This is a genomic window from Vaginella massiliensis (assembly GCF_900089075.1).
Taxonomy (GTDB): Bacteria; Bacteroidota; Bacteroidia; order Flavobacteriales; family Weeksellaceae; genus Weeksella; species Weeksella massiliensis_A.
This window is the reverse complement of record NZ_LT593747.1, coordinates 195,752-217,435: the sequence shown is the minus strand read 5'-3', so window position 1 is coordinate 217,435 and position 21,684 is coordinate 195,752. Positions and strand designations below refer to the sequence as shown.

The following is a 21,684-nucleotide window of genomic DNA, read 5'->3' as shown; positions in this document are numbered from 1 at the left end:
TATTTATTTTTTTTGTTTCTCGACTTCCTCCAACCTTTTTACAATGTCGGGAAATTTTCTGAAATATACATATGATCTTCTAAAATCACTGGCTTTAATTGCAGGTGAACCGTAGAGCATTTCTCTGTCTGCTACATTGGTAATGATGCCCGATTGAGCTTGAATTTGCACGTAATCTCCTATGGTGAGATGACCTGCAATACCAACCTGACCGCCTATGACACAGTTTTTACCAATTTTGGTAGAGCCTGCAATGCCTGTTTGTGAAGCAATGACGGTGTTCTCGCCAATATGAACATTGTGGGCAATTTGTATCAGGTTGTCCAATTTCACGCCGTTTTCTATAATGGTAGAGCCCATGGTGGCACGATCTATTGTGGTATTGGCACCGATTTCTACATGATTTTTGATTAACACATTTCCTATTTGCGGAATTTTGTCGTAAGAACCATCACTTTTGGGGGCAAAACCAAAACCGTCTGCTCCCAAGACTACATTACTATGAATGATGCAATGCTCGCCTATTTTTGTTTCTGAACATATTTGTGCACCGCTATAGATGATGGTATGATCTCCAATAATTACATTGTCGCCTATGGCAGAATTAGGAAAAATTTTTACATTATTTCCGATCTTCACGTTGCTGCCAATAGAGGTAAAACTACCGATATAGACATTCTCGCCCAATTGGGTTTCACTGGGCAACTTCACAAAGTCTTCAACTCCAACTTTGTTGTTGTAGATCGATTGTTGATAAAAATTGAGTAGCTTGGTAAAAGCCTGATAGGCATCTTTTACTCTTATAAGGGTAGGTTTTATGGGTTTTGATAAGGCTAAATCATGGTTGATAATGACCACACTTGCCTGCGTAGAATACAAATATTCTTCGTATTTAGGATTTGCCAAAAACGAAATATCTCCTGCTTTTCCTTCTTCTATCTTAGCAAGATTCGAAACGGTTGCTTGGTCATCACCTTCAACGGTTCCATTCAAAACATTTGCAATTTGAATTGCTGTAAATTTCATAGTCTGCAAAATTATTAATTTATTTCAGATTTTGAAATACTTCTATTACTTATTTGATATCCGAATCGCATTATCCAAATGCATAATAATGAAACTTGGTACTTTCTTTACTCAAATATTGGCTAATCAACTGATGTTCAACCTGCGTCAAAGCTTTTACCAAACCGTTTTTATCCAAAATTTTAATCGGTGAAATGTATTCGTCGTAGGGCAAAACGTGAATAGTGTTGTACGACATCAGATAACTTGCATCGTCTATTTTATAGTGTGTTTGTATTCGTTTATATTCTCGATCGAGGTATTCTTGTTTTATTTCTTGTTTTACCAAAATCGATTTCGGAATTTTTCTATTCACAATACTATCTGATAAAATTCGTAAAATATCGTCTTTATGTTGGCACCATTCCTTTATCGAAACCATCACATCACTATCATCCAATTGGGTAAAAAGCTCAATTGCTTCAGCATTATTCATAAAATCGTAATGGCTTTCGTACAAAAAAATTTGAGCGACGAAGTCGATGGGATTTCCACACCATTCCTAGCTAAAAATTTCGCTCTTCTCAGCACCTGCAACAAAAGATGTTCTGCCGTAAACGAAGCTTTGTGCATGTAAACTTGCCAATACATGAACATTCTTGCCATCAGAAATTTCTCTATACTATAAAGCCCTTTGGCTTCGTAGATCAATTCGTTGTCGTGCACATGCATCATCGAGATGATGCGGTCTGGATTGATGTTACCCTCGACCACACCAGTATAAAAACTATCGCGTCGCAAATAATCCAGCCGATCGATATCGAGCTGACTCGAGACCAATTGTTTCAAGAATTTTTTAGGATAGGTGCCGTTAAATATTTCAATCGCAGTCGTTAATTTTCCGTTAAAAAAATCGTTCAATTTCTTCATGAGTAATAACGAAATTGCCTCATGATTCGTATTTTCGATGATCGAATGCTCCAAAGCGTGCGAAAAAGGACCATGCCCCAAATCGTGCAACAATATCGCGATGTAAACGCCCGTCTCTTCTTCGTCTGATATCGGAACATTTTTTGCTCTCAGGGTAGATACGGCATTTTGCATCAAATGCAGACAGCCAAGCGCATGATGAAAACGCGAATGTTTTGCTCCAGGATAAACCATTTCGGTAAGTCCGGTTTGAGCAATCCTGCGCAAACGCTGAAAATATGGATGTTGTATGATATCGAAGATTAAATCGTTCGGAATTCTAATAAATCCATGCACTGGATCGTTTACAATTTTGAATTTATTGGTCTTTGAGAAATCCAAATGAATAAAATTTTAATAGTTAGTAAACAAAAATAAACATTTATGTCAATAAAAATATTATGGGTTGATGATGAAATCGATTTATTGAAGCCACACGTCCTTTTCTTAGAAAAAAAAGGATACGAGACCACCATGATCAACAATGCAACCGACGCATTGGAAATCATAGAAAAAGAAAATTTTGCCACCGTACTCATCGACGAAAATATGCCCGGACTTAGCGGATTGGAAGCTTTGCCCAAAATAAAAGAAATACGCCCGCAATTACCAGTAATCATGGTTACAAAAAGCGAAGAAGAGCAGATAATGGAAGACGCCATTGGATCGCATATCGCCGATTACCTCATAAAACCTGTAAACCCCAATCAAATTTTACTCAGCCTGAAAAAAATATTGGACAGCAGCAAAATAATCTCTGAAAAAACCATTGTCAACTACCAACAAGAATTCAGAGAAATCTCGATGAATATCATTGCTGCCAACAGTTTCGAAGATTGGGAAGAGATTTATAAAAAAATCGTTTACTGGGAACTCGAATTAGAAAACATCAACGACCAAGCATTGATGCAAATCATCGAAAATCAAAAAGAAGAAGCAAATGCAGCATTTTTCAAATTCATCGAGCGCAATTACGAAAATTGGTTGTATGGCGATGAAGAGGCTCCCTTGCTTTCGCATCAGGTTTTCAAAGAAATGGTCGTGCCGCATTTGGGCGAAAACGAGAAAGTGTTGTTGATCATGGTCGATAATTTACGATACGATCAATGGAAGGTCATCGAACCGCTTTTCAACCGTTATTACAATAGCGCCAAAGAGAACATCTATTCTTCTATCTTACCATCGGCTACCCAGTACGCTCGCAATGCTTTCTTTGCTGGACTCACGCCGTTGGATATTCAGAAAAATTATCCCGATCAATGGTTGAATGACAACGAAGAGGGCAACAAAAACAACTATGAAAAAGAATTCTTGGCCGATCAACTGAAACGTTACGGTTTGGGAAATCTGAGTATGAATTATTACAAAATTCTAAATTCTGATTTCGAACGAAAAATTTCGGACGATTTTAATAATTACAAAAACAACAACCTCAATGTCATTGTTTACAACTTTATAGACATCCTTTCGCATGCCAAAACCGATAACAAAATCGTAGGCGAAATGATTCGAGACGATAAAACCTACCGTTCGATTACCAAACATTGGTTCGAGAATTCATATCTTATGGAAATCGTCAAAAAAGCAGCCCAAGAGGGTATAAAAATTATTGTAACCACCGACCACGGTACTATTTTCGTAAAAGAGCCTACCAAAGTAATTGGCGATAAAGAATCGAGCACCAATCTGCGATACAAGTTGGGTAGACAATTACAATACGACCCAAAGGATGTTTTTGCAATCGAACAACCCGAAAAATTCTTTTTACCTAAGGTTAATATCAGTTCTAAATATATCTTTGCAAAAGAAAATTTATTTTTAACCTTCCCAAAGAATTACAATCATTTTGTAAATTATTACAAAAACACCTATCAACACGGTGGAATTTCTTTAGAAGAAATGATAATTCCTTTGGCTATTTTAACACCAAAAAATTAATGGTTTATTTCTTAAAATCTATAGCAGATATCCCAAGAGTTGCACAAGAAGTCGCAAAACAATTGCAACACAAAATCATATGCTTCGAAGGAGAAATGGGAGCTGGCAAAACCACTTTCATCAAGGGTTTGATACAAGCTTTTGGTAGCGAAGACGATGTCAGCAGCCCAACTTTTTCGTTGGTAAATGAATACGATACGGTAGACGGAAAAAAGATTTATCATTTCGATTTTTACCGCATCCATGATGCAACCGAAGCGCTGGATATAGGGTTGGAAGATTATTTGTATGCTGATGCTTATTGCATGATCGAATGGCCAGATAAAATCATTAATTTTGTACCAAAAGAACACCATGTGATTCGACTAGAAATCGAAGATGGCGTTCGTAAATTAACACTGGACAACTAATGGACGAAATTTTCACCCCATTTTCGAAAGAGGAAATGATCCCTCAAGCCGAATTACTCGAGATTCCTCGTAAGAAAGAAAAATTTTGCATTGGCATCCCAAGAGAAACCAATAATCAAGAGAAACGCGTGTTGCTCACCCCCGACGCTGTAGAAGTATTGGTAAGCAACGGTCATCAGGTCATGGTCGAAACGGGTGCTGGTGAAGGTGCTCACTTTAACGACAAAGAATATTCGGAGGCTGGCGCACAAATTTCTTACAGCACAAGAGAAGTCTTCGAAAATCCGATCATCTTGAAAGTCGGTCCGTTGACGAGCGATGAATTAAAATGGATCAAACCAATGAGTTTCATAGTCTCGAGCGTAACCCCAAACATCTTGAACCAAGATTATTTTGTAAAACTCAGCAAGAAAAAAATAACTTGTGTCGGATTCGAATACATTCGAGATGAACAAAACCAATTGCCAGTTGTACGATTATTAAGCGAAATTGCTGGAACAACTTCTGTATTGATCGGCAGTGAATTGATGTCTACGGCTCATGGTGGCAATGGAATTTTGATGGGAGGCATCACTGGCGTAAGACCTACAGAGGTTGTGATTTTGGGTGCAGGCACGGTAGCCGAAAATGCAACTCGAACAGCTCTTGGTCTAGGAGCATCGGTGCGCGTATTCGACAATTCGCTTTCTCGATTGAGACGATTACAAAAAAATGTAGGAAGCCTATTCCCTACTTCAACCATAGATCCAAAAGAACTGAACAAATCACTAATGCGCTGCGATTTACTCATCGGTGCATTGCGTGGCGACTCTCGTACGCCTTGTGTGGTAACAGAAACAATGGTCGAACGCATGAAAGAAGGTGCCGTAATCATCGACGTGTCGATAGACAATGGCGGTTGTTGCGAAACATCTAAAATTACAACACACGACAACCCAACATTCATAAAACACGGTGTCGTACATTATGGTGTGGCAAACATCACCTCGAGGGTAGCAAGAACCTCGACCAAGGCATTGAGTAACTTTTTTTTACCCTATATTTTGATGATTGCAAACGACGGCGGGTTCGACCGTTTGGTGGTTTGCGACAAAACGGTACGTAACGGAATCTATTTGTACAAGGGTCGATTGGTAAATCGCAGTTTGGGCGAACGTTTCGACCTTCCTTTTCATGATATAAATTTGTTGCTGTTATGAGTTTTCTTAAACGATTGAAATACTACCTAATCGGGATTGGATTAGGAACATTTGTAGTTTTGATTTTTTTCGGGCCGAGAGCTTTTCAATGTTCGTACTTCCCGAATTCTAGAACTTTGGAAGAGGCAAAGTTCCGAGGGCTAAACTATTCGCCCGAAGCTGAAACTTTTTTAGAAACTCATGGCTTGGACACCGTTTGGGTAAAAAATCAATTATTCAAAAAAAGTAAGATTACCAACTTTGGTTCCGATGAAGTGAAAACAAAACCTTGTAGAACTTATCGCGCAGATTATCAAAACGATTTGTCTGGACTCAACTTAGATTTTGTTTTCAAAATTTGTAAAGATTCTGCCTATCTCGAAAAAATAAAGCTGAAATAAATCGATTTTCAAACTTTTTTTTAAAAAAAAGGTTAATTTTAAAATAATAACAATCGAACCGATTATTAAAAAAGAATTTTTAGATCATTCTAAAAAACATTTTGACTAAAACGAAGCCGTCTCGTTTATAAAATCGGGACGGTTTTTTTATGATTAAAAAATTGAGGTCAAAAACCAACTCAATTTAATAATTTAGAAAAAGATGAGTTATTATTCTTGTTTACGCACTCATCTTTTTCAGATTATGAGCTAAAGCATGCAATCCGAACTCTAATTCCACTTTTTCAATTCCTTTTAGGGTAAATCTTTTGAAGTTTCGGTTGTGTTTGAGTTGGGCAAATGTAGGTTCGACATCAGCAGTTCTTTGTTTTCTTCTTATTTCTCCGATATCGGATGTGAGAAGTTCTCTTGCTTTTTGTTTGTGGTATTCTAATTTATGGTTCCTTTCTACTGTCCTGTTGTTTTTCCCCTTGAAGCACTGGCTTCTGAGCGGACATCCATTGCAGTTTTTAGCGCTATAACAACTATAGGTTTGCTTATATCCTGACTTTGTTTGGACTTTTCGCTCACCGCGCTTTTCCATACGTTGTCCCATCGGGCATACATAAAAATCTTGCGCTTCATTATAATAGAGTGAGTCTCGTTCAAAGGGTTTGGGATTTTTTCTTTTCTTTGATTTGCCTTGTTCTTGGTCAAAGGTGTTGAACTTTACAAAGGCTTTGATTGCTTTGTCCTCCAAAAGTTCGTAATTTTCTTCACTTCCGTATCCTGCATCTGCGGTGAGTTCTTCGGGAAGCTCATTGTAGAGTTTTTTATGGTTTTCTAAATGAGGTTTTAAAGTATGAATGTCGTTGGTGTCTTGATGTAAGGTATAGTTGACGATGATTTGGTTTTCGGTGCTGATTTGTGCATTGTAGCCGGGTTTTAATTGTCCGTTCTGCATGTGGTCGTCCTTCATGCGCATAAAGGTCGCATCGGGATCGGTTTTGCTGTAGGAGTTGCGTTCTTGTAGTAACTTTTCTTGTTCTTGGTATTTCTTTAAGTTTGGCGCAAAATTCTTTTGGATGTAACGGGATTTGGCTTTTTTCTTTGGATCGTCAGACTTTTCTTTTAGGATTCGGTTGATTTTATCTGCGGCTTGTTGGACTTTTTCAGGATCAAGTTTTTTGAACTCCGGTGGCTCGGGATCTTGGTCTTCTTCATCAGCAACGCACTGCGCGTATTGCCACATATCCTCTAATTGTTTGATCATTTTCTCCCGATTGGTCTTGATGGAATTTCCCCAGACAAAGGTGTATCTTCCAGCTACCGATTCTATTTTGGTGCCGTCTGTATAAACTCGTTTGAGACTCACTAATTTTTCTTCTGCCAAAAGCAATACCACTTGTTTGAAGATGTCTTTGAATACGGCTTTTAACTTATTGCTTCGAAATCGGGCTATCGTATTATGGTCGATGCTTTCTCTACCAGAAAGCCACATAAAGTTTATGTTCTCATTGAGGGCTTTTTCGATCTTTCTACTGGAATAAATATTGTCCATATAAGCGTAAACCATCACTTTGAGCATCATTTTAGGATGATAACTAGGATGACCTTCCCGACTGTAAGTTTCTAAAAGAGGTTTTAAGTCTATCTTCTCAACTACGTTGTTTACGATTCTTACTGGATGATTAGTCGGAATTAATTCTTCTATCGAAGGTGGAAATAACCAGTTTTGGGATTGGTTATATTCTTTAATTCTATAGTTCATTTCGCTGAAAATTAAGTAGTTAAATATAGTGAATTCTATATTAATCACCTAATAATCAATCCATTATTTATATAAAAAAAACCGCCTCAGTTGTGAGACGGCTTCGTTCTTTAAACAGCGCTGCTTATTTAATCTCTACCCGAACTCCTTCGCTATGTGCACTCAACTCTGGAGCGTACATATTCTGCATCGAGGTTATACCGTTAGAGAAAGTTCCGGCATTATTCGCTTTTAAATCGTATTCGAAAACATAAGTTCCTTTACGCATAAAATCGGCAAAGAAATTGGTTGCCAAATCACGCGTGCTTTCGTAATAGCCAAACTCGCCATTCCATCGGTAGCCAGACAACACATTTACCGGCTCAAATCCAGCTGCTCGCATGTCTTTGATATGCACAAATTGCATATCGCGATCAAGGCTAATTTCTAATCGAACGGTCACGATATCGCCAACCTTTATGGCTGATTCTGAGATGATTTCTTTCAACAAAGGACCGCTTGCTGTGTTTTGTTTTACAAATAATTTTTTGTTGAACTTGATTCCAGTCTCTGCTGAGGTAATTTTATCCAAATCTTCGAAATATTGCCAATAAACAGCTCCCCAAGCAACACCTGCAGAGGTTTTGTTTACTTCTACCCTACCCATTTCTGGACTTATTTCTTCTTTCGTCCAAACGTGCTTCACATAGCCCGAGCCAGCCTGTGCATTTGGCGTTTCTAAATCAATTGGTTTGTCGGCAATTTTCACGGTAATTCCTTTCTCGGCATCCATCCAAGATTTTCCTGTGTTCATCAGTGCATAGACTGCTTTGGTAGTGGCTTTGGTCGAATGCCATTGGTTGGTCTGACGATTTTTCAACAACCAAACTTTCATCGATTCTACCGAAACATGATCTTTCAACACCTCATCAAACGCTTCGATCAAAACTGCTTGCGTCTCTACAGGTGTGTTGTACCAGAACCATCCTACTCGGTTTTCTTTCCAATACATGCCCATCTCGTCAGATTCTACTACTTTCTCTTTGAGGGTCTTTACAATGCGTTGTGCTTCGTTTGGTTTCCCAAAACGATACAGTGCAAGAGCCGCCATGGCTTGGGTCTGAAGTGAAAGCTCTTTTGCCGATTTTTCTATGTTCTGAAAATAAATTTCTTGTAACGCTTTCAACTCTTTCGGAATCGGATTTTGGTCTAAAAAAAAGCTTCTTGCATACAAATAATGAATTCCGTTTGCATAATCCAGTTCATTTTTCTTTAGATTTTTTTGTTGATTATAATATCGGATTTGTTGTTGATCTAAGTAGTGAATTGCCTTACTCAACAGAGGTTGGATATCGATATTGTACTTGCGAAAATCGATTCCCATTTTTTTCAAATTCCCAAATCCGCTCACGATATGCATGGTGATATAATCGTTTTCGTAGCCGCCTTCGAACCACGAAAATCCGCCCGATGCTTTTTGTTTCTGACTCAGTTTTTGGAAAGCCGATTGCATTTCGAGTTGCATGCGGTTGAGGTCGAACAAAACGGCGATGCGTTTCATTTGTTCTTCTTCGTTTACAGCATTTCGCACCCATGGCGTTTCTTCGAGTAAAATGGCTTTCAGTTCTTCATTCAATTCCAATTTAGATTTCAATTGTCCTTTTCGATTCCAATCGTCAAAAACTGCTTTGATTTTAGGATTCGACGAAATGATATTTTCTGAAATCAGGTTTCCGTATAACCTAGAAAACACCTGTTCGGAACATTCGTATGGATATTCTCGAAGGTAAGGCAAAGAAAAAATCGCATACCAAATTGGGTTGGTCGTCATCTCGAAAGTATAGGTAAAATTGCTCAAACTGTTGGACTTGCCCTGAAGCAATTTGTCGAGCACAAAGGTTTTGTTCTGATTTTCTCTGATGTGCAACGGCAAAGTCTCGGTCACCAACATGCGATTGGTCACAACTGGCAAAACACTCTCTTCGCCATCGCTAAAATCACCTGCCGAAGCTACGATACGATAACTAACGGCTTGAATGTTTTGAGGCACTTTGATCATCCAATTGACTTCACCCGATTCTCCTTTTGCGGTCGTAAAGTTTTTTACCGCTTGCAAATTGTCAAACGCTGCATCCAAGGCTTGGTTGGTCACGGCATCGAACAGCATCAATTTGGCTTGCCCAGAAAGTGAGCGCTCGGATAAGTTCACCAATTTAGTCGAAATTTTGATCTGGTCACCTTCGCGCAAGAAACGAGGCAAATTCGGCACAACCATCAACTCTTTTTGGGTTTTGGTTCGCCATTCCTGATAAGCAGTTTTCATATCGGGCGTGTGTGCCAACGTCATGAATTTCCACTCGGTTAAACTTTCGGGAACAGTAAATTCGAACGAAACATTTCCATCTTTATCTGTTCGAAGATTGGGATAGAAAAAGGCTGTTTCTTGCAAGGCTTTACGCGCCTGCACTGCATTCAACTTGAGCTCTACAGCTTCAAGATTCGATTCGTCTTCGGCAATTTCTTCCATCATTATTTCATCATCAAAAGTAGAAGTTGCTCCAACTGCCATTTTTGCATTGGCTACTTCTGTTGGAAATCGTGTTAGATCAGCTTCAGGTTGGATATGGCGCAAATAAAATTCAGAATGATAATTATAGGATTCAAAACTGAAGTTATAGCTATTCAGTCCAAGCAACGGATAAATAGCGTCGGTATTTAATCCCATATTATTATCAAAAACAGAACTGCTATTTTTAAGGTCGAATCCGCCACCAGTATCCCTCAGCGCATATCGGGCGTAACGTCTGAAATTGTATGGAAAATAATCCAGCGAATGCCCCTCAAATTGATCGAGAGATGCATCGTACATCGTACTCAGAACCTCGGCAAGTAGCTCATCTTTTTGATTGCCTTTTACTGTGATCGTCCATTTTTCTTTTGCTCCTGGTGTCAATTTGTCGCGAAAACTAGAGGTGGTAATTTGCAATTTCTTGTCGTCGAACGGTATTTCGATCGAGACGCCACCTTCTACTTTGCTGTTGTATTTTACCATTTGATAATGTACAAATGCACTACTTTGGTATTTTTCTTCTATCGGAAACTGAAATACAGCACCTTTGGGTGTTACCTTCAAGAGTTCTTCTTTTATCATTTTTCCGTCGGCTTCCAATCTCACCAAAACCTCGACTTGCTTTGCTTTGGTGCGGAAACTAACTTTCGCCAAGTCGTTGACTTTATATTTGGGTTGATTGAGTTCGTAAGTGAGTAAGGTTTGTGGGTCGTAATTCTGCTCATTTTTGATGTAAACCAATTGTGCGTTGGCGACTTCTTCACCCTTTTCATTGGTTTTCATTTCTACAAGATAATATCCTTCTTGCCATTTGGTCGCATTGGGAATGGTAATTTTAGAAGTTTTTGAGGTGTCGAAATTAGTTTGGAAAACCAATTGTCCCTTTTCCCATTGTTCTGGTAAATTTTCTTTTCCGAAAGGTTCATGTGGGAAAAGCTTTTCGAATGCTGATTGGCTAAAAGCTTCGTAATCGGTAGAAAACGGAGAATCTCTCAACACACGAGTTGGCGCTTGAAGTTTGGTTACGCTCAATTGTCCTTCTTTCGACAAGTCTTGATCGTTAAGATTTTTTACTACAACTTCTATTTCTTTCAAATCTTCCACCTTTGTCGATGACGCTATGTTGGTCGACAACACAATGCTCTGATCGCCAACCCTGATGCTACTAGCGCCAAACTGCGTCTCGCCGTTGATGTCGGTAACCGATGTTTCGATTCGATAAACATAGGTTCTAAGGTCTTTTTTATCTTGCTTATTGCGCGCTGGAATGGCTTTAAAGTCAAATTCGAATTTTCCATCTTTATCGGTTGTTAACGTGCCAAATGTGATTTCTTGTTCTGCCTCAAATTGGGGAGCTGGTCTTCTGCCCCAAAAATAAAATGGATAAATCGCTTGTCGAAATACGCGATATTCTACTTTGGCATTGTCGATATTGGCACCCGAAAAAGCAATCGCTTTCCCACTTACCTTTACCTCGTCTTCCAATCGATAGACTTGTTTTGGTTTGTCTATTTCGACCTGAAATTTTGGACGTTTATATTCTTCTACCCGAATATTATGATAAGTCGAGTAATTTGATTGTATACTAAAATTGCCCGTCAATGCACTCGATGGTAAAATAAGTTCACCATGAACCGAGCCAAATTCATTGGTCGTCAAATCTAACTCTTGCAAAGTTTTTCCATTTACATCCCTCAGCGAAATTGTCACGTTCTGATTTGGTATGACGGTAACTTCTTTGTTGAAACTGTTGGTTAAAATCCCTTTGAAATAAACCGTTTGCCCTGGTCTATAAATCGCCCGATCGGTAAAGATTTTCAAAAAGTTGACTGGCTTTTCAATTCTTTCTGGTTTTTTGCGATTGAAATAACTTCTGTAAAAAACCTGTTCGTCTGCTAAACGATAAAAGTATTGATTCGTTCTGTCGAGCTGCCCCATTCCTTTTGCATCAGTTGTAAGGGTTTTGACCAAATTGTACTGATTTTTTCCTTTTTTAAAATCGTATCGCATTTCATAAAATTCTACCGTTTGATTCGATAGATTTTCACCATCATTACGCCCAACCACTCGCAAATTTTGGTTATCATTATTCAAAATCGCTTTGTCTGTCACTTTGAGCTCGGCATACGCAATCGGCGACTTTTCGTCGTATGAAAAATTGGGCTGATTGCTCACCAAAAGCACATATCGACCTTTGGGCAAAGCTCGAAGCGGATAAAGTGCCGAATGAAATTGATGATCGGCAAAGGCTTTGAGCTCGATACTGTATTCTTGAATGGTTTTGTGATTGGCCAGAAAAAGTTCGTAACGCTTTTTAGAATCCTTGTATTTCCCCGAAAAAGCTTCGTCTAAATCCCGAGCATCCAAGTCGTTTACCCCAACATTATAATCCAAAATTCTCACATAAACTCGCGCGACATTTCGATGTTTTATTTTGATTGGACTAACCTGATTTGGCAAAATAAACTGCTCTGTTTGCACACGTATTTCGCTCAACTTTACAAAATTCGCATGTTCTTGTACATTTTTGAAAGCAGCTGTTCCAGAGAAATTCGATTTCATTTTTTCATAAATCTTCAAGATTCGGAGATCGCGTTGCGCTTTCAACGCTTTATCATCGGTAGACGTCGAAAATAAGAACGAAACCAAATGCCCATAGATTTCTGCGGTATACCAATTGGATGGGTATTTCTCGGCGAGTTTTTCCAACGAATCGAAAAATTGTTCATCACCCGTCGTCGAGCGTTTCAGGTTGAGCAGGCGCTCTTCGTTGTATAAAAATGCTGATTGATGCTGATGTTGTGCATGATAATTCGAAAGCATTAGGAGGTTTTTTTGAGCCTTTTCATCATCATTCTGCTCATACAAATATTGTACATAATCTTGCATGATGATGTCGAACAAGGTTGGCATAATCTCCAAATTCTCTTTCAACGAAACCTGAGTGAGTTGCTTGCTATCCTCTAAAAAACCGGTCCATTTCTCCGATTTTTCGGCTTGCAACATTCGCCTATTATCGATGATTTCTTGGTACAAGGCATCGATTTTTTTGGTAAAATTTTCTGCCGTCCAATACCGAACATCTTCAGAAGTTTGTGCTTCGGTATTGGTTCTACTCTGCACCTTCCATTGATTTTCTTGATAGTAAAGCTGATATAATTTTGCCAAAAAAGCCTTCAAAATATCGTGTTCTACGCCTTTGTTTTTGGCAACTTCCTGACTGAAATTTTCGAAAACAAAATTCACATCATCCTCCTCATCACTGGTCGCCACCTTTATTTTGGCATCATAAAACAAACCTTTTACCAACAAGGGATAATTCTTTTGAAATCTAGCTTCTTCGATTGCCATTGCGATCTGTGGCTGAAGCGATTTCAATTCTCCAGCCTTATAGTTTTTTTCTATCGTATTCCAAAGGTTGACTAAATCTGTTTTTTGAGCCATACAAACTGATGATAGGATTATTGTAAATAGGGTGATGATTCTTTTCATAGTGAAAGGATATTAATTAGATGCAAGTTAACCAAAAAAGCTTGGTTTTGGTCTAATAAAAATTGAGTTTCACAACTTGATAACGCAAAAAAAAGCGATCGATTCGACCGCTTTTTTATGTTTATTTTTTGAAACCTCTACGTCTCAACAATGGATCGATACTGGGTTTGCGACCTGTAAAATCTTCGAAGGCTTTGTTCAAATCTTTTGCATTTCCGATAGATAAAATATACGCTCTGAAACGATCGCCATTCTTTCTCGTCATTCCTCCATTAGCTTCTATCCATTCCCAAGCGTCAGAGTCTAAGGTTTCTGACCAAATATAAGCGTAATATCCTGCTGAATAGCCACCACCCCAAACATGTGCAAAATAGGGTGAATGATAACGCGGCGGAACTTCTTTCATGTTCAATCCAGATCGATTGAGGGCATTTTTCTCAAATTCCAAAACTGGAATCAATTCATCGGCAGAAGTCACCGTATGGTAGGTCATATCGAGCATTGCTGCTGCCACCAATTCGGAGGTATAATAGCCCTGATTGAAGTTTGCTGCTTTCTTTATTTTTTCTACCAATGCATTGGGCATGGGTTTCTTGGTTTCGTAATGCAATGCATAATTTGCCAATACCTCTGGTACCAAAGCAAAATGCTCGTTGATTTGCGAAGGGAATTCAACAAAATCGCGTGGGACATTGGTACCCGAAAGTGATTTGTATTTTTGGTCGGCAAATAATCCGTGCAAGGTATGTCCGAACTCATGAAAAGTCGTGATGACCTCATCAAACGTTAATAAAGTCGGCTTGCCTGCAGCTGGTTTTTGGTAATTGTATACATTCGTGATGACAGGTTTCTGATTCAAATTATGCGATTGCTCCACAAAATTATTCATCCAAGCACCACCGCCTTTGTTGTTGCGCGTATAAAAGTCCAAATAATACAACGCCAAAGACGAACCATCGCGGTCGAACACCTCATACACCATCACATCTGGATGATATACAGGGAGGTCTGTTCGTTTTTTGAAGGTCAATCCGTAAAATTTTTCAGCAGCGTAAAACACGCCTTTTTCCAACACATTATTCAGCTCGAAATAAGGTTTGATTTCGTTTTCATCCAAATCGTATTTCGCTTTTCTGACTTGTTCTGCATAGAAATTCCAGTCCCAAGGCTCTAATTTGAAGTTGCCTTTTTGTTTATCGATTAAAGATTGAATTTCTTTTGCTTCAACTTTAGCCGTTTCTATTGCGGGTTTTGCCAATTGTTGCATCAGTTCGAAAGCCGCTTCGGGTGTTTTTGCCATTTGGTCTTGCAACTTCCATTCGGCAAAATTTCGCTTACCAAAGAGTTGTGCTTTTTCTAAACGTAATTTCGCTATTTTATCAATCGTAGCACGGGTATCGTTGGCATCTCCTTTTTCGGCTCTTTGCCAAGAAGCTTTGAACAGTTTTTCTCTAGATTTTCTGTTGGTCAGACTTTGTAAAGCGGGTTGTTGCGTAGTGTTTTGTAAATTCAGAAGGTATTTTCCTTTGAAACCTGCAGCTTCAGCATCAGCTTTTGCCGCGGCTATTTCATCAGACGATAAACCGTCTAAATCTGCTATATGGTCAAATACCACAGCTCCTTCTTCACGAGCTTTCAACAATTTCGAACTGAATTCGGTCGAAAGGCTTGCCAACTCTTGATTGATGGTTTTTAATCTCGATTTTTGATCGGCATTGAGATTAGCGCCCGCAATTTCAAAATTTTGTAAATAATATTCTACCAAGCGCTTGCTTTCGGCATCCAATTTCGAGGTCTCTACCTGTTTGAAACGTTTGTACAAAGCTTCGTTCAAATAAATTTTATCGCGATGTGCAGCAAAAATCGGAGCGTATTCTCGTTGTAACTTTTGTATTTCATCGTTGGTATTGGCACTGGCTAAATTGTAAAAAACAATTTGTGCTCGTCCCAAAACTTCACCGCTGTTTTCTAAAGCAAGAACCGTATTTTCAAAGGTTGGTTTATCGTTATTTGCCAAGATAGCTTCTATCTCTTTCAACTGTTGAGCCAAACCAAAATCGAATGCTGGTTTGTAATGCTCATTTTTTATCTTGTCGAATTCTGGCGCTTGATACTGCAAAGAACTTTTGACAAAAAACGGATTGTTGGAATATTTAGGATCCAATTTTTCTGTAGTATTCTGCTCACTCATCACGCTCGAAGAATTGCAACTATAACCGATGAGCATGCTTGCCATCCCTAAAGTGTAGATTATTCTTTTCATTTTTTTATATAATAAATTCAAGTAAAGTTAATCATTCTACCCTAAAATCATATAAAAAAACGCCAATTCTTGAATTTAGAATTGACGCTGTTGGATAAAAAAGGATGATTTTAGATCGATAATTGATAGATAAAATCATCCATGATATATCCGTTACCGATGTCAAATTGTTCTTCCCTAACGCTGCTAAATCCGTTGCGCTCGTAGAACTTTATCGCCTTCGTGTTGTTTCGATTTACGGTGAGATAGATTGAATTTACTTGATGTTTTCTACCAAAATCTATCACATGTTGCAACATCGCAAAGCCCAATCCTTTGTGTTGAAGATCGGGATCCAAATACAGCTTAGACAGAAATATTTTAGAATCCTCTTCGATATAATAATGCAAATAGCCAACGGAAACATTGTCAACTTTCAGAATCTCCCATTGTTGCCCATCGGTTACATTTTGTAAGATTTTATCGGTGTCGTACATCATGGGAATCATGTATTCGATTTGATCCTGCGAGAGAATTTCGCCATAAGTATTTGCCCAAATTTTCTCTGCCAAAGGTCTAATATGATGAACGTTTGACAAATTTACTTGATGAAAGTAATAGTAATAATCTGGTTTTGGCACGGGTTCGATCGATTTTTTCTCGACAGTGCGGTCCAATTCTTCGAACGCTTGATCTTTCTGAAAAGACATTTCTACAATTTTATGAATTCCGAAAGCCACCAACAATCCAGCAATTATAGGCAACCATACCATGTATTGGTCGTTGTTTTCTTCGATAGACGGCAGAACTTTGAGTGTTGAAAAAAGCGTTACGTTGAACGACAAAAACATCAAACACACGATATAAAAAATTCCAGACAAAACAACCCAGAGGTATACATTGCGACTGTAACGCTTTGCTAACAAGCCAAAACGAAAAGCAATATAAATTAAATATAAAATTTCGAGCATAAAATCTTTCTTAGCGTTCAAATTTACGCAATTCTTATTTGTATTTTTTATATTTGTTCATAAACAAAAGTGAAATGTACAGTACAAACTTTAAAAACTATTTACAAGCTCAATTGGATGATTTAGAATCACAAGGGCTTTTCAAAAAAGAACGAATCATTGCTTCTCCGCAAAGTACCGAAATAACATTAGAAAACGGACAAAAACTTTTGAATTTTTGTGCCAACAACTATTTAGGACTTTCTGATAATCCTTCTGTAATCAAGGCTTCACAAAAAACCTTAGACGAGCGTGGATATGGAATGTCATCGGTACGATTTATCTGCGGAACGCAAGATATTCACAAAACCTTGGAGAAAAGAATCGCAGATTTTCTGGGCATGGAAGACACCATCTTATACGCGGCTGCATTCGATGCAAATGGTGGCGTATTCGAACCATTGTTTACCGAAGAAGATGCGATAATTTCAGACGAGTTGAACCACGCTTCCATTATCGATGGAGTGCGTTTGTGCAAAGCTGCTCGCTATCGTTACAAAAACAACGACATGGCAGATTTGGAAGCTCAGTTGAAAGCTGCGTCTGAAAAAAAACACCGTTTCAAAATCATTGTAACCGACGGAGTTTTCTCGATGGACGGAATTGTTGCCAACCTGAAAGGTATATGCGATTTGGCAGAACAATACGATGCCTTGGTCATGGTAGACGATTCGCATGCAACAGGATTCATGGGAAAAACAGGGCGTGGTACGCATGAATACTGCGACGTAATGGAACGAGTAGACATCATCACTTCTACCTTGGGTAAAGCACTTGGTGGCGCGATGGGTGGTTTCACTTCGGGTAAAAAAGAAGTGATCGAAATGTTGCGTCAACGTTCGCGACCATATTTGTTCTCGAATTCTCTAGCTCCTGGAATTGTAGGTGCTGCATTGGAAGTGCTGAATATGTTGGACAAAGACGTCTCGCTACGAGATCAAGTAATGTGGAATGCAGATTATTTCCGTAAAGGAATGCTTGCCGCTGGTTTTGATATTCCAGAAGGCGATGCTGCAATTGTACCGGTAATGTTGTACGATGCGAAACTGTCGCAAGTAATGGCAGACAAACTGTTGGAAGAAGGCGTATATGTGATTGGTTTCTTCTACCCTGTAGTACCGAGAGAGAAAGCTCGAATTCGTGTACAACTCTCTGCAGCTCATACACAAGAACAACTCGATCATACGATTGCTGCTTTTACCAAAGTAGGAAAAGAATTGGGCGTAATAAAATAATTTTTTTAGAAAGGATAATGNGGCGCAAAATTCTTTTGGATGTAACGGGATTTGGCTTTTTTCTTTGGATCGTCAGACTTTTCTTTTAGGATTCGGTTGATTTTATCTGCGGCTTGTTGGACTTTTTCAGGATCAAGTTTTTTGAACTCCGGTGGCTCGGGATCTTGGTCTTCTTCATCAGCAACGCACTGCGCGTATTGCCACATATCCTCTAATTGTTTGATCATTTTCTCCCGATTGGTCTTGATGGAATTTCCCCAGACAAAGGTGTATCTTCCAGCTACCGATTCTATTTTGGTGCCGTCTGTATAAACTCGTTTGAGACTCACTAATTTTTCTTCTGCCAAAAGCAATACCACTTGTTTGAAGATGTCTTTGAATACGGCTTTTAACTTATTGCTTCGAAATCGGGCTATCGTATTATGGTCGATGCTTTCTCTACCAGAAAGCCACATAAAGTTTATGTTCTCATTGAGGGCTTTTTCGATCTTTCTACTGGAATAAATATTGTCCATATAAGCGTAAACCATCACTTTGAGCATCATTTTAGGATGATAACTAGGATGACCTTCCCGACTGTAAGTTTCTAAAAGAGGTTTTAAGTCTATCTTCTCAACTACGTTGTTTACGATTCTTACTGGATGATTAGTCGGAATTAATTCTTCTATCGAAGGTGGAAATAACCAGTTTTGGGATTGGTTATATTCTTTAATTCTATAGTTCATTTCGCTGAAAATTAAGTAGTTAAATATAGTGAATTCTATATTAACCACCTAATAATCAATCCATTATTTATATAAAAAAACCGCCTCAGTTGTGAGACGGCTTCTTTTATTTTAATAATTCTTCAAAAACTTTAGAACCTCTCAGGTTTCGCATATGCCGCTGAATGGCAGACGCTCGAGCACTAATGTAAGGAGACGGAGGATTCACCCGATATTTTCTTGGATTTGGCAAAGCTGCAGCAATACGTGCCGCCTCGCTTGCTGTAAGGTCTTTTGCTGGTTTATTGAAATAATAATCCGAAGCCGCTTCTATCCCGAAAACGCCAATTCCCATTTCCGACGTATTCAAATACATTTCCAAAATTCGTTCTTTTCCCCAAATCATCTCGATCATAAAGGTAAAATAGGCTTCTAAAGCTTTTCTCACCCAAGATCGTCCTTGCCACAAAAAAACATTTTTTGCAACTTGTTGCGAAATCGTAGAACCGCCTCTAAATCGTTTTCCTTTCTGAATATCTTGATAAGCCTTCTCCATCTCTTTGAAATCGAATCCGTTATGTGTCGGAAACAGTTGATCTTCCGATGCAATGACCGCCAATTTGCTATTGATGCCCATGTCGTTGTACGCAATATAATCGCGTTTCAATTTTTTTTGATTGATCATTTGGGATAATTGAGTAATGGTAATCGGCGGATTTACCCATTTGAGCGCAATTAGATAAACCAAATGCGAAATCAAGAGCACGAGCAACAATCGTTTGAGAAATCGTATGATAATCATTGAAAAGCTTTAAAATTGTAAAATTTTTGTATAAATATTCTTTTTGCCACAGCTTCGATCAAACCTACAAAAAAATGAACAAAACACAGATAAAAACTGCCTTCAGCGATAACTCTTTTTTATGGTTAATTATTACATGCGTTCTGGCACGCCAATTCCTAACAGTCTCAGTCCAGATTCGATGGTATTGGCTACCATCAACGAAAGGTTGAGCCTGAAATGTTTTGTGCGCTCATCTTCAGACTTCAAGATAGGCGTGTTTTGATAGAATGAATTGAATAATTTTACCAAATCGTACACATAATTGGCGATAATTGCCGGACTCAATTCTTTGGCAGCTTTCTGAATCGTTTCTTCAAAATCGTTCAATGCGCGTAAAATTTCTTTCTCCAACAACGATAATTGCAAGTTGGTCCAATCCATTTTTTGTGGCGTTTCTTTTCGCAACAGCGATTGAATTCGAGCATAGGTATATTGTATAAAAGGACCGGTATTACCGTTGAAATCTACACTTTCTTTCGGGTCGAAAAGAATTCGTTTTTTAGGGTCGATTTTCAAAATAAAATATTTGAGCGCTCCCATCGCAATAATCTCATAGAGCTTTTCTTTCTCGGTTTGGGTATAACCGTCGAGTTTGCCCAATTCTTCCGAAATTTCTTTTGCTGTCTCGTAAATCTCTTGCATCAAATCATCGGCATCCACCACGGTTCCTTCGCGTGATTTCATTTTACCATGTGGCAAATCGACCATGCCGTACGACAAATGTTCGAGATGATCTGCCCAATCATACCCCAATTTTTTCAGGATCAAAAACAAAACTTTGAAGTGATAATCTTGCTCATTTCCAACCACATAAATCAATTCGTTCAGCTTGTGTTTTTTGAATCGTTCGACAGCAGTTCCAAAATCTTGCGTGATGTAAACCGATGTACCATCTGATCGTAAAACCAATTTTTCGTCCAGTCCGTCTTCGGTGAGGTCTATCCAAACCGAGCCGTCTTCTTTGCGATAAAATACCCCATTTGCCAAGCCTTCTTCTACCAAATCTTTACCCAAAATATAGGTATTACTTTCGTACAAATACTCGTCAAAATCGACGCCCAGTCTGCGGTAAGTTTCCTCGAAACCATCGTAAACCCAAGTGTTCATTTTTTCCCACAAGGCTCTCACTTCGGCATCGTTTGCTTCCCATTTGCGCAACATTTCTTGCGCTTCTAAAAAGATTGGCGCTTGTTTTTTAGCTTCCTCTTCTGTCATGCCTTGCGACATTAGCGTTTTTATTTGCTCGCGATAATGCTGATCAAATTCTATATAATATTTTCCTACCAAATGATCGCCTTTGATTCCCGAAGTTTCTGGCGTTTCACCATTCCCAAATTTTTCCCAAGCAATCATCGATTTACAGATATGAATTCCTCGATCGTTTACAATTTGAGTTTTGATCACGTTCGCCCCGCTGGCTTTGATGATTTCGGCAACAGCATAGCCCAATAAATTGTTGCGCACATGCCCCAAATGTAGCGGTTTGTTGGTGTTGGGTGATGAGTATTCGACCATTACGGTTTTAGCATTTTCACCAGCAGTAGCGAGTCCGTACGTAGGATTATTCACATTTTGGTCGAAGTTCAATAAGAAATCAGAATCCTTTAGACTCAAATTCAAAAAACCTTTCACCACGTTGTAGGCTGCAATTTGCTGTTGTGCAAGTAAATAATCACCGATTTCTTGTCCGATATCTTCGGGTTTCTTTTTCAGAGATTTTATTAATGGAAAAACAACTAAGGTATAATCACCCTCGAATTCTTTTCGGGTCGATTGAATTTCGATTTGCTCTACTTTGATTTGGTATAAATTTTCGATCGCAGAAAGAAGTTGGAGGATTAATTGTTGTTTGGTATTCATCGCTATCATTATTAATGGCGCAAATTTACAACATTCTGAGTCTTGAATAGTGAAATTTCTCAGTATTTCGGTAGAAAAAAGCATCAATTTTTTTTGAT

Annotated in this window: 15 protein-coding genes; 5 read left to right on the top strand and 10 right to left on the bottom strand. The window is 38.6% G+C overall.

Features of this window, described 5'->3' with window-relative positions; translation table 11 throughout:
• Positions 1-3: 3 nt before the first annotated feature.
• The 3 genes from lpxD to BN8061_RS08390 form a co-directional block, all read right to left on the bottom strand.
• Positions 4-1,026 carry a UDP-3-O-(3-hydroxymyristoyl)glucosamine N-acyltransferase gene (gene lpxD / locus BN8061_RS08395; RefSeq protein ID WP_068598356.1) on the bottom strand — a complete coding sequence of 341 codons (1,023 nt, stop codon included), beginning with the start codon at positions 1,024-1,026 and terminating at the stop codon, positions 4-6.
• Between the two features lie 70 nt (positions 1,027-1,096).
• The gene (locus BN8061_RS12210) at positions 1,097-1,501 is read right to left on the bottom strand and encodes a hypothetical protein (RefSeq protein WP_235802720.1); all 405 of its coding nucleotides are present in this window, start codon (positions 1,499-1,501) and stop codon (positions 1,097-1,099) included.
• Positions 1,498-2,316 carry an HD domain-containing protein gene (locus BN8061_RS08390; protein ID WP_235802719.1) on the bottom strand — a complete coding sequence of 273 codons (819 nt, stop codon included), beginning with the start codon at positions 2,314-2,316 and terminating at the stop codon, positions 1,498-1,500. The genes BN8061_RS12210 and BN8061_RS08390 overlap by 4 nt, the downstream gene beginning before the upstream one ends.
• Before the next feature lie 42 nt (positions 2,317-2,358).
• Between BN8061_RS08390 and porX the strand changes: the two genes are divergently transcribed.
• The 4 genes from porX to BN8061_RS08370 are packed head-to-tail and all read left to right on the top strand — an operon-like array spanning position 2,359 to position 5,901.
• On the top strand, positions 2,359-3,912 hold the full coding sequence (porX, locus tag BN8061_RS08385) for a T9SS response regulator signal transducer PorX (protein WP_068598355.1): 1,554 nt from the start codon (positions 2,359-2,361) through the stop codon (positions 3,910-3,912).
• Positions 3,912-4,322 (top strand): tRNA (adenosine(37)-N6)-threonylcarbamoyltransferase complex ATPase subunit type 1 TsaE, encoded by a 411-nt coding sequence (tsaE, locus tag BN8061_RS08380; protein WP_068598352.1) that lies wholly within the window; start codon positions 3,912-3,914, stop codon positions 4,320-4,322. The genes porX and tsaE overlap by 1 nt, the downstream gene beginning before the upstream one ends.
• Positions 4,322-5,521, top strand: a complete 1,200-nt coding sequence (locus BN8061_RS08375) for an alanine dehydrogenase (RefSeq protein ID WP_068598350.1) — start codon at positions 4,322-4,324, stop codon at positions 5,519-5,521. Before tsaE ends, BN8061_RS08375 begins: the two co-directional genes overlap by 1 nt.
• The gene (locus BN8061_RS08370; RefSeq protein WP_068598348.1) at positions 5,518-5,901 is read left to right on the top strand and encodes a hypothetical protein; all 384 of its coding nucleotides are present in this window, start codon (positions 5,518-5,520) and stop codon (positions 5,899-5,901) included. Before BN8061_RS08375 ends, BN8061_RS08370 begins: the two co-directional genes overlap by 4 nt.
• Before the next feature lie 220 nt (positions 5,902-6,121).
• On the opposite strand, the gene BN8061_RS08365 is transcribed toward BN8061_RS08370, so the two are convergent.
• From BN8061_RS08365 to BN8061_RS08350, 4 genes are all read right to left on the bottom strand, one after another.
• The gene (locus tag BN8061_RS08365; RefSeq protein WP_068596427.1) at positions 6,122-7,651 is read right to left on the bottom strand and encodes an IS1182 family transposase; all 1,530 of its coding nucleotides are present in this window, start codon (positions 7,649-7,651) and stop codon (positions 6,122-6,124) included.
• Between the two features lie 124 nt (positions 7,652-7,775).
• Positions 7,776-13,691, bottom strand: a complete 5,916-nt coding sequence (locus tag BN8061_RS08360; RefSeq protein ID WP_094745920.1) for an alpha-2-macroglobulin family protein — start codon at positions 13,689-13,691, stop codon at positions 7,776-7,778.
• Positions 13,692-13,812: 121 nt separating this feature from the next.
• Complete coding sequence (locus BN8061_RS08355) at positions 13,813-15,954, bottom strand: M3 family metallopeptidase (RefSeq protein ID WP_068598344.1); 2,142 nt, start codon at positions 15,952-15,954, stop codon at positions 13,813-13,815.
• 110 nt (positions 15,955-16,064) lie between these two features.
• Positions 16,065-16,904, bottom strand: a complete 840-nt coding sequence (locus BN8061_RS08350) for a GNAT family N-acetyltransferase (RefSeq protein WP_235802718.1) — start codon at positions 16,902-16,904, stop codon at positions 16,065-16,067.
• Positions 16,905-16,978: 74 nt separating this feature from the next.
• On the opposite strand from BN8061_RS08350, the gene kbl reads away from it, so the two are divergent.
• Positions 16,979-18,178: a glycine C-acetyltransferase gene (kbl, locus tag BN8061_RS08345; protein ID WP_068598342.1), complete on the top strand. Its 1,200-nt coding sequence runs from the start codon at positions 16,979-16,981 to the stop codon at positions 18,176-18,178.
• Between the two features lie 5 nt (positions 18,179-18,183).
• Here the strand turns inward: kbl and BN8061_RS08340 are convergent, their stop codons facing one another.
• The 3 genes from BN8061_RS08340 to argS all read right to left on the bottom strand — a co-directional run bounded on the left by BN8061_RS08340 (position 18,184) and on the right by argS (position 21,586).
• On the bottom strand, positions 18,184-18,903 hold the full coding sequence (locus BN8061_RS08340; RefSeq protein ID WP_235802717.1) for a transposase: 720 nt from the start codon (positions 18,901-18,903) through the stop codon (positions 18,184-18,186).
• Positions 18,904-19,009: 106 nt separating this feature from the next.
• Positions 19,010-19,678 (bottom strand): monofunctional biosynthetic peptidoglycan transglycosylase, encoded by a 669-nt coding sequence (mtgA, locus tag BN8061_RS08335; RefSeq protein ID WP_068599483.1) that lies wholly within the window; start codon positions 19,676-19,678, stop codon positions 19,010-19,012.
• Between the two features lie 138 nt (positions 19,679-19,816).
• The gene (gene argS, locus BN8061_RS08330; RefSeq protein WP_068598341.1) at positions 19,817-21,586 is read right to left on the bottom strand and encodes an arginine--tRNA ligase; all 1,770 of its coding nucleotides are present in this window, start codon (positions 21,584-21,586) and stop codon (positions 19,817-19,819) included.
• Between the last annotated feature and the right edge of the window lie 98 nt (positions 21,587-21,684).